Source organism: Pseudorhodoplanes sp., from assembly GCF_059499825.1.
In genome coordinates, this window is the sequence record NZ_JCABZI010000021.1 from 186,696 (window position 1) to 196,264 (window position 9,569).

Consider the following 9,569-nt stretch of genomic DNA (forward strand, 5'->3'; position numbering starts at 1 on the left):
ACTCCGTTTTCCCATTCGAGCATGATCCATTGCGAACCGGCGGCCGCTGGGATCGCGCTCCCTAAGCGACAGATTTTTCCTTGGTCCCGAGATAGGCCGCCTCCAGCGCCGGATCGGCGGCGAGTTCGGCGGCCGCGCCTTCGCGGGCAAAGCGACCTTGCTCCAGCACATAACCCCGATCGGCGACAGTCAGCGCCAGCGCCGCCATCTGATCGACCAGCAGAATGGTGACGCCCTCGTCGCGCAATTCTGCAAGAATGTCGAACAGTTCGTTGATCATCGCCGGCGCCAGACCGAGCGAGGGCTCGTCCAGCATCAGCAGTTGCGGGTTCGCCATCAGTCCGCGCGCAATGGCCAGCATCTGCTGCTCGCCGCCGGACAGAAGACCGGCCCGGCTGGTCAGGCGTTCGCGCAGTCGCGGGAAGCGATTGAGCAGCGTCTCGATCTCGCGGTCGAGATCGGCATCCTTGCGGGAGAAGGCGCCGAGAAGAAGGTTGTCGCGCACGTCGAGCTCGCCGAACACCTGTCGGCCTTCGGGCACCAGCGCCAGTCCCTCGCGAGCAATGCGATAGGCTTCCAGCGAGGAGACCTGCTTGTTGTCGAGCACGATATTGCCGCTGACCGGTCGCAGCAGACCGGACAGAGCACGCATGACGGTCGATTTGCCGGCGCCGTTGGCGCCAAGCATCGCCACCATCTCCCCCGGCCGCACATCGAACGAGATCGCCTGCAGCACCGGCGCCGCGCCATAGCCGGCAGTCAGTTTCACCACCGACAGGATCGCATCGGCCGGCGGCTCGAAGGCTTCCTTGCGGGGACGGTCGCGCATATCGCCGCCGCCAAGATAAGCCTTCAGCACGCGCGGATTGTGGCGCACTTCGACCGCCGTGCCTTGTGCGATCACACTTCCGGCGTCGAGCACCACGACATGGTCGGAGATGCCCATGACCAGCGTCATGTCGTGCTCGACCAGGATCACGGCGATGCCGATATCGGCGATCTGGCGCAGCAGCGCGCTGAGCTTGTCCTTGTCGGAACGCATCAAGCCGGCGGCGGGTTCGTCGAGCAGCAGCACATCGGGGCGGGAGGCGAGCGCGCGTGCGATCTCGACCAGCCTGCGGTCGACATGCGGAAGGTCACCCGCAGCGGTCGCGAGGGGACCGGAATAGCCGACGAAGGCCAGCAGCGCCTCGGCCGCTTCGACATCCTCCGTGTTTTCCACGGACGACAACGGAGCGCCAAGTTCGCCGCGGCGGAGCGCGATCAGCACATTGTCGAGGACGCTGAGCGTCGTGAACAGCTTGGTGGTCTGGTAGGTGCGCGCAATGCCGGCGCGCGCAACCTTCCAGGCGGACGCGCCGGACAGGTCGTGATCGCCGAGCTTCACCGAGCCGGTATCGGGGCGATAGAAGCCCCCGACGATGTTCAGCACCGTGGTCTTGCCAGCGCCGTTGGGGCCGATCACGCTGGTGACCTTGCCGGGCTTCGCATCGAAGCTGACGCCGGTGGCGGCGCGGATACCGCCGAAGGCAATGCCGATATCGCGCACGACAAGGTCCCGCGGCGATGTCGGTTTCAGGAACGTTGCGACATCGATTCCGCCCGCCGCAGCACTGCGCGGATCGACCCGGCGCCACAGCTTGGCCAGCGAGCCGAGCACGCCTTCCGGCGCGAGCCACAGCACCACCAGAAGCAGACTGCCGAAAAACAAGAGCCGGTATTCGGCCAGCCAGCCCAGCATTTCCGGAAACACCACGCTCACAATTGCGCCGATCACCGGTCCAAGCGTCCAGCCGGCGCCGCCGACAATCACCGCGAGCAGGAACAGGATCGATTGCGAGAACGGGAAATTTGACGGCGCCACGAACATCATCAGCGGCGCGAACATCGCGCCCGCAAGCCCGGTCAGCACGGCGGACAGCGCGAAAGCGGCGGTCTTCACGATCACCGGGTTGAGGCCGGTCGAGCGCGCAGCGACCTCCGCGTCGCGCACCGCAACCATGCCCTTGCCCCATGTGCTATTGGCAAGCCGGTGGAAGAAATAGAGCGCGAGTCCGGCGCAGGCGACCGCCATCAGCGCGATGTCGCGCTCGGAGAAAGTGAACGATCCGACCGACGGCGGCGTGATACCCATCAGGCCGTTCTGACCGCCGGTCAGGTCGCGCCATTCGATGGTGCCATGCTCGACGATGAAGGCGAAGGCGATGGTGACCATCGCGAGATAGGGACCGGTGACGCGCAAAGCCGGCAACGCGAGCAGCGCGCCGACAACACCGGCGAGCACGCCCGCAATCGGGAAAGCCAGCCAGAAGCTGACGCCGTTCAGGGTGAGGATCGCAGCGGTGTAAGCCCCGATTGCATAGAAGCCGACATGGCCGAGCGATATCTGGCCGGTCAGGCCGAGCAGAATGTTCAGTCCCACGCCGGTAATGGTGGTGAGCGCAACCAGCGCCAGAATGAAATGCCAATAGCCTTCGGTCAGCAGGCCCATTCCGAGCCCCGCGGCGGTGACCGCGAGGATTGCAAGCGGCGTTCCGATGGCGCGCAAGGTCCCGATCATCGGCTCAGACCTTATTCACGGCGGCACGGCCGAGAAGGCCGTTCGGCATGATGGTGAGCGCAAGGATGATCACCGAGAACACCACGATCTGCGTATAGGTCGAGCCGAGATAGGCGGTGACCAGCGCCTCGATCAAGCCATAGGCGAGACCCGCGAGCACCACGCCCCAGGCCGACGTGATGCCGCCCAGGATCGCCACGGCAAAAGCCTTGATGCCGAACAGCATGCCCATGTCGGAATGCACGCTGAACAGCGGCGCGATCAGCAGACCGGCGATGCCCGCAAGCATGGTGGAAATCGCGAAGGATGCGGCCACGATCAGCCGCACATTGATCCCCATCAGACGGGCGGCATCGGGGTTCTGCACTACCGCGAGTAGCGCCTTGCCGTAGCGGGTGCGGTGCGTGACCAGATGGAACAGCAGCGCCGCTGCTATCCCGACCACGGGAATGATGAGTTGGAGCGGATAGACGCCGGCACCGAAAATCTCGACCGGCTTCTGCGCAAGGAAGGACGGAAAGCTGCGCGGCTCCTTGCCGAAGGTGAACATCACGACATTGTCGAGCACGATGCCGCCGGCAACGGTCGCCATCAGCCAGGCGTTGGAGCCGCGATCGGCGAACGGCCTCACCAAGGTGCGCTCGACCAAGAGCCCGAACAAAGCGCACAGCAACAACGCCGCGGCGATCGCGAGCGGGATCGGCCAGCCAAGCGTAATGGCAAAGGTATAGCCCAGCACCGCTCCGAGCATCACCGCGGAGCCTTGTGCGAAATTGACGGTGTGGGACACGATGTAGGTGACGTGAAATCCGAGCGCGATCAGCCCGTACATGGAGCCCAGTCCGATGCCGGAAATGATCGCGGAGGTGATCAGCATGAGGGTATTGGCCCCGTCACCTTGAGGTCAGGGTTGTTGTCGTCCCCGCGCAGGCGGGGACGACTCCAAAGCGATTGACTCAGTTCGTCAGCGGAAGGATTTCGCCTTCCTTGTTGAAGAACGTGAAGATGTAGTCGTCCGGGCCGAGCGCGTCGTGCTGCGTCGGGGTGAACGGCTTCTTGTAGGTCTTGATCAGCCCCTCATGGCTGTCGATGCCGTAGAAGCCCTGACGCACTTTCGGACCCTCGGTCGAACCCGCCTTGGCGATCGCCGCGGCAGTGAGATGCATCGCGTCATAGGCATTGGCGATGCCGACAGCGGGGGTCACGTCGGCGAGCGACTTGATCTCCGGATATTTCTTCTTCAGCGCCGCCAGCACCGCTTCGCCCTTCGGCGGAAGCTTGCCGGAGAAGCTGTAGGTCTGGATGAAATGGACCTTCGGCGCGCTCGCGCCGGCCAGTTCGGCGAAGCGTCCGCCGGCCGGGCCCCAATGCGAGACGATCGGCACGTTCCAGCCCATGCGGTCGAGGGACTTCACCACCTGCGCCGACGGCGCGACGTTTGCGACGAGATACAGAACGTCCGCGCCGGCCTGCTTCAGACGCGTGAGTTGCGGCACCACATCGACATCGTTGGTCTCGAATTTCTCGACGCCGGCATATTCCATCTTCTTGTCGGCGAGCGCGGCTTTCAGCCCCTTCTCGTTCGACTCGCCCCAGGGATTGTTGATCAGGATCATCCCTGGCTTCTTGGCGCCGTATTTCTTGACCGAATAATCGACCAGCGCCACGTCCACGATTTCATCCACGGCCGAAACGCGGAACACGTAATTCTCGGGCGCGCCGTTCTTTGTAATCGGCGTGCCGGCCGCCCAGACGCCCATGAAAGGGACTTTCGCCTGGTTGGCGAATGGCACGATCGCAAGCGAGACCGGCGTATCGACACCGCCGAACAGGGCCACGACCTTTTCGCGCTGCACCAGTTCGCGCGCCGCGACCACGCCCTTGGCGGGATTGCTCTCGTCGTCACGCGAGACCAGTTCCAGCTTCTTGCCGAGCACACCGCCCTTGGCATTGATTTCGTCGATCGCAAGCGACAGCCCGCGGGTGATGGCCTCGCCCGACTTGGCGGACTGGCCGGACATGGCGGCAACGAGGCCGACCTTGATGGTTTCCTGGGCCGCAGCCGGTGAGAGCATGACAAGCGCCGCAGCGCCGGCAAGAACGATCCGTCGGTTGATGGAAGGCGGCAGGCGAGACATCATGGCAAACCTCTCCGGTCGGGGGACAACTGGGGTCTTCTGACGCAAGCCGCATGCCACACCGCATGCACTGTAAATGCTGGAGAATCTCCACCCCGCTGAGCTTTCCGCACATCTTATAGGCAGGTAGCCACGGATTCAGGCAAAATCGTATGCGATATTGTATACGATTGAAAGCTTGTATTGCATTCGATCTCTGGCAGGGATTATGCATGGTGCAGGGGCGCCCGGACGTCCGGGCGCGACGCGACGAGGATGCGCCATGTCACCAGCCACCGCTCAGATCCTTTCTGCTACCGACGAGACCGCCGAAGCCGCGGACATTGTCGAGCGCTTTCTGGTCGCCTCGATGGTGCCGGATCCGGAGACGGCTGCGCGCTATATCGCCGACGATCTCGCCATCACCTTCACCGGCGGTCGCAAATACAAGCATCCGCGCGAGACCACGGCCTTCAATGCCGGCCGCTACAAGTGGGTGAAGAAGAAGATGGAGCGGACCGACGTGGTGCCCGGCCGCGGCGAGACCATCGTCTACAATCTCGGTACGCTCTATGGCGAATGGCCCGACGGCACACCGTTCGAAGGCAATCGCTATGTCGACCGGTTCGTGGTGCGCGGCGGCAAGATCGTGCAGATGGATGTCTGGAACGACAGCGCCGAACGGATCCTCACCGCACGAGGCATTGTGGCGTAAGCCGAAGGCAAGCCCGCCGCAACTGTCTCGAAGAGGGGCAGCGTGAGAGAAGAAAGGGGCCTATCGCCGCGCCACGCTCTTCGCCTTCTCGTCGCCGCTGAGATAGCCCAACAGGATATCCTTGATGTCGCGTCCCTTGTTCGGACGCGCCACGATCAGCGCGCGACTCGCAACCGCCTCGAGATGCTGGTCCATCACCGCGATGGCACGGGCGTCATCGCCCTTGACCAACGCGTCGATGATTTCACGATGCTCGCTGACTGCGCATTCCGACGAATGCGGCCGGCTATAGAGCGCGAGGATCAGGCCGCAGCGCGACGAGGTTTCGCTGACATAGCGTTCCAAGACCGCGCTGCCGGTCATCTCCGCGAGAACGATATGGAACTCGGTCGCAAGCCGGATCGACAGCGGCTCGTCGCGGCCCCGCGCCCGCTCCTCCTCTTCCACATGGCTCCTGAGCTGATCGATCTGCGCGGCCGTCAGCTTGCCGGCGAGCCGCTGCATAACCAGCCGCTCCATCGCAATGCGGACGTCGAAGATGTCGCGCGCCTGATCCCAGCTCGGCGTCGCGACCGCGGCCCCGCGGTTGCGGCGAAGCTCGACCAAACCCTCCGCCGCAAGCTGGCCGAGCGCATGGCGAACGATGGTGCGGCTGGCGCCGAAACGCTCGCCGATCGCATCTTCCGGCAGCTTGGCACCCGGCTCCAGTGCCTGCTCGATGATGGCCCGGCGCAGCGCACGATAAATGGCGCCGACGCGGTCGGTCTGAACGGCCTTTCTTGGCTTGCTTGGTTTGGGCACGGTCGGTTGTCATCGGTCCTGGATTGCGTCCCGTAGCGTGCCGCAACCGACAACGTCAAATTTTAAGGGGCGAGGACCGGATTACAGTCCGGCGCTTTGCCGCCGCTGCATGCGCCCACCACGCCGAACCTGATGACCTCCCGGGCCCTGTGGCGGCCGAACGAACTCCCCGTCCCTTTGCGCCATGGGCATTTCTTGGCACAATGACCGCCCGGTGGGAACGAAGTGCGATGTACGTGATACGATCCGCGGTCCTCGCCCTGGCGTGCGCGCTGCTGCTGCAGCCGGCAAGCGCCGCGCCGCGTCCGTTCACGATCGCCGAGGAGGCGATCATCGACCGGAACGAAACGCTGCGCTCGCTTTACCAGACCGATCCGGCGATGGTTCGCCGCGTTCTCGACACGCTCAAATCGCGCGGCCAAAGCACGGACAGGCAACGCGACGTCTTCGGCCCGAGTGCGCCGGGCGACCCCGGCTCCGGCCCGCGCGACCCTTCCCAAGCCGAAGCGACGTTCGATCCCGCGACAAATCCGGATCTCGCGATTTTCCAGCGCGCCTCGCCGGAAGCGGCGCACGACCTGTTTCAGTTGCTCAAGAAGGCATCGGGCCGAAAGTGAGCAAAGGGTCCGACAGCGCCGCGCCGCACGAGCAGGACAATGTCTTCGCGGACGAATCCGAGGTCGAAGCCGATCTGGTTCTGCTGGAGCATCTGAAGTCCGGCCGCAAAACGTTCGCCGAGCAATTGTGTGCCGCGAGCCGCGTGCAGACCGAGCCTGTGCTCTCGGTGCTGCGAATGGAATCGACCGCGATGATAGCGGAGTTTTTCTATCTGATCCGCGCGCATGTAATCGACACGGCCGAGCAATTGCAGCGGCTCGCGGAGCTGCACAATCACTACATCTCGGACTTGATCGGCGACAGGGAGCGCGCCAACCGCTTCGGACTGTCACCCGATCGCCTGCTCGACGCGATCTTCACCGGCGACACCATGCCGAGGCTGGTTCAGCAATGGGCCGAGCGGCCGGGCGCGCTCGATCAGTCGAATCTCGCGCGCTTCGTGGTGACGCTGATGTCAGCGGAAAGCTGCCGCAAGATCGTTGTCGCCTGCGAACAGGCAGGCTTCCTGCAGCGCGAGCGCACGCGCGCCGGCGCAACGGTGGTGATCTCGTCGGGAATCATGGAGGAGATTTTTGCTCGCTTTGTGCGAAGGCTTCGGCATGCAATCGCCGGCGACGCGGAAACGGCTTGAGGCGGCTGGCACGCGCTTGGTCCGAGCGCCCTACGTTTGACTGCGCCTGCGATTCGGGATGGCTGAAAAAAGAAAGGCCCGGCGATCGCCTTGCGATGCCGGGCCTCTTGTTTGGTTGCGGGGGCTGGATTTGAACCAGCGACCTTCAGGTTATGAGCCTGACGAGCTACCGGGCTGCTCCACCCCGCGATAAGCCGGGTTCAATCGGGCGGCAAACCGGTTCTTGCCGCCGTCGCGATCGCGCCCGCGAGGGCTTCGACCGCATGAAATCGTCGCGCTATCTAGCAAGTGACGAAATGATTGCAAGCGAAAGATAGGCACGATCCGTCAAATAGTTAGAGCGCTCGCGTTATTCCGGCTGGATGCCGGCCGCCTTGATCAGGTCACCGCGAATCTTGAGGCCGTCAGTAATGGTCTTTGCCAGGTCCGCCGGGGGGTCGGCGGTGACCACAAGACCGGCACCCGCGAGGCGCTTGGAAACAGCGGGGTCCTTGAGGATCTTGGCGGCAGCGTCGCTGATCTTGTCGACGACCGCCTTCGGCGTGCCCGCCGGCGCCACCAGCGCGACGAACGAACCCATCTCGACCCCGGGAACGGTCTCGGCGATGGTCGGGATATCCGGCAGTTCCGAGAACCGTTTCGGCTCCGCCACCGCGATAATCCTTATCTTGCCGGAATCATGCAGACCGCGCGCCGCCGACAAGCTCAGGAATCCGGAGGGGACATGCCCGCCGGCGAGGTCGTTGATGGCTTGTCCGCCGCCCTTGTAAGGAATGTGCTGCAGCTTGATGCCGGCCTTCTGTGCCAGCAACTCACCGGCGAGATGATGCGGCGAGCCCGGACCGGACGAGGCGAACGCCATCTTGCCCGGGTTCTTCTTGGCCTCGGCGACATAATCGGCGACCGTCTTGATCGGCTGGTCCGGATGCACGGCGAGGACCAGGATATTTTTCGCCGCGTTCAGCACCGGCGTGAAGTCCTTGGCCGGGTCGAACGCGATCGCCTTGAACATGAAGGAGTTCGACGTCAGCATCGCGTCGGTTGCGACCAGAATGGTGTGACCGTCCGCTGCCGAACGAGCCACCTGGGTGGCGGCGAGGTTGCCGGACGAGCCGGGCCGGTTGTCGACCACGACCGGGTGCCCCCATTGCTGCTGCAACTGGTCGGAAATCGCGCGCGCCAGCGTGTCGGACGCAGCACCCGCCGGATAGCCGCCGACCAGCGTCACGGTCTTGGTCGGGAATTCCTGAGCCAGCGTGGGGCCGGCCGCGGCAACGACCGACAAGGTCGCAAGCAGGGCCGCCATCGATGAATGTTGAAGGGTTCTGATCATCAGCGTCCTCCGAAATGCAGGCCGGAAGCGATCCGGTGCTTTGTTGTTGTTTTGATTAGCCGGCATGGCTGAGGACCTGTCAACCGACGGCTTGACGGGCCAAACGACGCGGCTGGCCCGTCGATATGCCCAATAAGCACAGGTCGTTGGATGACAGATCCCGCTTACCGAAGGTGTCGCAGCCGACGCGTAGCGGCGCCCGACATCGCGCATGACGAAGCGCATAAAAAAACACCGGCAGCCGCGAACGGCTGCCGGTGTTTTTTTGAAATGCAGAAATCGTGATGAGGGGAAATCCGTCCTTGGCAGGCCTGGCAGCGACCTACTCTTCCAAGTCTTGAGACTTAGTACCATTGGCGCGGGAGAGTTTAACGGCCGAGTTCGGAATGGGATCGGGTTCAGGCTCTCCGCCAAAACCACCAGGCCGGCGAAAGACGGATCGAGAAGCAAAGACTGGTCGCTTGAATTATCGTCACTTGACGTATTGTACTTGGACGAGCGTCACTTGGACCATTCAAGTCTTGACCAAAGCCATCTTGCAAGGACCGGCGCGATGTCAAAGACAGCGCGCGAGGCCTCGCGAATGGGCATTGAAGACAAGAGCAATCAAGTCATTCGAGCGATTAGTACCGGTAAGCTCAACGCATTACTGCGCTTACACACCCGGCCTATCAACGTGGTGGTCTTCCACGGCTCTCAAGGGAGTTCTCGTTTCGAGGTGGGTTTCCCGCTTAGATGCTTTCAGCGGTTATCCCGTCCGTACATAGCTACCCTGCACTGCGGCTGGCGCCACA

Annotated in this window: 8 protein-coding genes, 1 tRNA gene and 2 rRNA genes; 3 read left to right on the forward strand and 8 right to left on the reverse strand. The window is 63.5% G+C overall.

Annotated features, from left to right (window positions below; genetic code table 11):
• Positions 1 to 61: 61 nt before the first annotated feature.
• The 3 genes from AC5I5I_RS25885 to AC5I5I_RS25895 all read right to left on the reverse strand — a co-directional run bounded on the left by AC5I5I_RS25885 (position 62) and on the right by AC5I5I_RS25895 (position 4,701).
• Positions 62 to 2,560 carry a branched-chain amino acid ABC transporter ATP-binding protein/permease gene (locus tag AC5I5I_RS25885; protein WP_495978042.1) on the reverse strand — a complete coding sequence of 833 codons (2,499 nt, stop codon included), beginning with the start codon at positions 2,558 to 2,560 and terminating at the stop codon, positions 62 to 64.
• 4 nt (positions 2,561 to 2,564) lie between these two features.
• Positions 2,565 to 3,437, reverse strand: a complete 873-nt coding sequence (locus AC5I5I_RS25890; RefSeq protein WP_495978044.1) for a branched-chain amino acid ABC transporter permease — start codon at positions 3,435 to 3,437, stop codon at positions 2,565 to 2,567.
• 79 nt (positions 3,438 to 3,516) lie between these two features.
• Complete coding sequence (locus AC5I5I_RS25895; RefSeq protein ID WP_495978046.1) at positions 3,517 to 4,701, reverse strand: ABC transporter substrate-binding protein; 1,185 nt, start codon at positions 4,699 to 4,701, stop codon at positions 3,517 to 3,519.
• 259 nt (positions 4,702 to 4,960) lie between these two features.
• Here AC5I5I_RS25895 and AC5I5I_RS25900 point away from each other — a divergent pair, with 259 nt between their 5' ends.
• Entirely contained in the window at positions 4,961 to 5,392 is a 432-nt protein-coding gene (locus AC5I5I_RS25900; protein ID WP_495978048.1) for a nuclear transport factor 2-like protein, read from the forward strand.
• Positions 5,393 to 5,452: 60 nt separating this feature from the next.
• Here the strand turns inward: AC5I5I_RS25900 and AC5I5I_RS25905 are convergent, their stop codons facing one another.
• Positions 5,453 to 6,193 (reverse strand): GntR family transcriptional regulator, encoded by a 741-nt coding sequence (locus AC5I5I_RS25905; protein ID WP_495978049.1) that lies wholly within the window; start codon positions 6,191 to 6,193, stop codon positions 5,453 to 5,455.
• A gap of 230 nt (positions 6,194 to 6,423) precedes the next feature.
• Between AC5I5I_RS25905 and AC5I5I_RS25910 the strand changes: the two genes are divergently transcribed.
• Together AC5I5I_RS25910 and AC5I5I_RS25915 are read left to right on the forward strand one after the other, a co-directional pair.
• On the forward strand, positions 6,424 to 6,810 hold the full coding sequence (locus tag AC5I5I_RS25910; protein WP_495978051.1) for a hypothetical protein: 387 nt from the start codon (positions 6,424 to 6,426) through the stop codon (positions 6,808 to 6,810).
• A complete protein-coding gene (locus AC5I5I_RS25915) occupies positions 6,807 to 7,442 on the forward strand; it encodes a hypothetical protein (RefSeq protein ID WP_495978053.1) in 636 nt (211 codons plus the stop codon). The genes AC5I5I_RS25910 and AC5I5I_RS25915 overlap by 4 nt, the downstream gene beginning before the upstream one ends.
• A gap of 112 nt (positions 7,443 to 7,554) precedes the next feature.
• On the opposite strand, the gene AC5I5I_RS25920 is transcribed toward AC5I5I_RS25915, so the two are convergent.
• The 4 genes from AC5I5I_RS25920 to AC5I5I_RS25935 form a co-directional block, all read right to left on the reverse strand.
• Positions 7,555 to 7,631 (reverse strand) — tRNA-Met (locus tag AC5I5I_RS25920).
• Between the two features lie 160 nt (positions 7,632 to 7,791).
• Positions 7,792 to 8,775: a Bug family tripartite tricarboxylate transporter substrate binding protein gene (locus AC5I5I_RS25925; RefSeq protein ID WP_495978055.1), complete on the reverse strand. Its 984-nt coding sequence runs from the start codon at positions 8,773 to 8,775 to the stop codon at positions 7,792 to 7,794.
• Positions 8,776 to 9,084: 309 nt separating this feature from the next.
• Positions 9,085 to 9,199 (reverse strand): 5S ribosomal RNA (gene rrf, locus AC5I5I_RS25930).
• 178 nt (positions 9,200 to 9,377) lie between these two features.
• Positions 9,378 to 9,569, reverse strand: a 23S ribosomal RNA gene (locus AC5I5I_RS25935); the annotation flags it as partial.

Excerpts from the sequence above, each read along its gene's own strand:
- AC5I5I_RS25885 (WP_495978042.1), bottom strand. The coding sequence starts at position 2,560 with ATGATCGGGACCTTGCGCGCCATCGGAACGCCGCTTGCAATCCTCGCG.
- AC5I5I_RS25890 (WP_495978044.1), bottom strand. The coding sequence starts at position 3,437 with ATGCTGATCACCTCCGCGATCATTTCCGGCATCGGACTGGGCTCCATG.
- AC5I5I_RS25895 (WP_495978046.1), bottom strand. The coding sequence starts at position 4,701 with ATGATGTCTCGCCTGCCGCCTTCCATCAACCGACGGATCGTTCTTGCC.
- AC5I5I_RS25900 (WP_495978048.1), top strand. The coding sequence starts at position 4,961 with ATGTCACCAGCCACCGCTCAGATCCTTTCTGCTACCGACGAGACCGCC.
- AC5I5I_RS25910 (WP_495978051.1), top strand. The coding sequence starts at position 6,424 with ATGTACGTGATACGATCCGCGGTCCTCGCCCTGGCGTGCGCGCTGCTG.
- AC5I5I_RS25925 (WP_495978055.1), bottom strand. The coding sequence starts at position 8,775 with ATGATCAGAACCCTTCAACATTCATCGATGGCGGCCCTGCTTGCGACC.